Here is a 1,133-nt window from a genome sequence, read left to right as displayed (position 1 = left end):
CGCCCTCCTTGTTTGAGGCTCTGCCCGGTCCATCCAGGCAACCCTCGTCGCAACATCGAGGGTGAGTCGCCTCATTTTGTGGAGGGGACATACAGTCTAGTGGTGAAGCGGAAAGCTCTCGTCCATCTGCGCGAGGCATTCGGGATGAGCGAACGGCGGGCGTGTAAAGCCATCGGCTGCTGCCGCATGACCATGAGATACCGGACGACCCAGGCTGACGATGCCAGCCTTCGCCAGTTGGCCGACACGATCGTCAAGCTCATCGATCACAACAGCCTATCGGGCGAGACCGGGCGTCGCCGGTTGGCCGAGAACGACCTCAAGCCGTGGCGCAGGGACATGTGGTGCATTCCCCATGTCGACGGCGAATACGTTGCCCGCATGGGGAACGTGCTCGACCTCTACGCCGAGACGCAGAATCCCGCCCGGCCGCTGGTCTGCTTCGACGAGACTCCCATCCAGCTGATCGGCGAGGTGCGCCAGCCGATCCCGGCCCAACCGGGACAGCGCGAGCGCTACGATCACGAGTATCGCCGCAACGGCACCGCCAATCTCTTCGTCACCTGCGATCCACATCGGGGCTGGCGCAACATCAAGGTCACCCACCGCCGCGCCGCCGTGGACTACGCCCACTGGATGCGTGATCTCGTCGACGTCCATTATCCCGACGCCGTCTGCATCCGTGTCGTGCAGGACAATTTGTCGATCCATAAGCCTGGGGCGCTGTACGAGGCCTTCGTGCCCGCCGAGGCCGGCGCATCCTGCGCCGCCTCGAATTCCACTTCACCCCGAAGCACGCCAGTTGGCTCAATATGGTCCGAGTGCGAGATCAGCGCGCTACAGCGCCAGTGTCTCGGCCGCCGCATCTTACGATCCCAAAAGGCTCCGAAACGAGATCGCAGCATGGCAAAAGAGACGGAATAAAACCCGAGCCCGCATCAAATGGATGTTCACAACAGATAAAGCCCGCGCCAAACTCGGCCGCGCCTATCCAGCCACCCCCAAAGAGTCAAAATCACTGTGATGAACCACTAGTTCATCACAGTGATTTCGACGTTTTGATACCGAGCCATTCGAGGATCGGCAAGCTTTCCGGCGGCACGAGGATTTCGATGCTTCTGGGGACGCCAGGT

General features: G+C 61.3%; 1 protein-coding gene and 1 pseudogene. Both read left to right on the top strand.

Features of this window, described 5'->3' with window-relative positions:
- Window positions 1–105: 105 nt before the first annotated feature.
- A pseudogene (locus tag IVA75_RS07760) lies at window positions 106–237 on the top strand (IS3 family transposase); the annotation flags it as partial.
- Complete coding sequence (locus IVA75_RS07755) at window positions 238–924, top strand: IS630 family transposase (protein ID WP_247290035.1); 687 nt, start codon at window positions 238–240, stop codon at window positions 922–924.
- Window positions 925–1,133 lie beyond the last annotated feature (209 nt).

The organism is Bradyrhizobium sp. 134 (assembly GCF_023074155.1).
GTDB lineage: Bacteria > Pseudomonadota > Alphaproteobacteria > Rhizobiales > Xanthobacteraceae > Bradyrhizobium.
The sequence above is the reverse complement of the archived record's forward strand: the minus strand, read 5'-3'. Positions and strand labels throughout refer to the sequence as shown.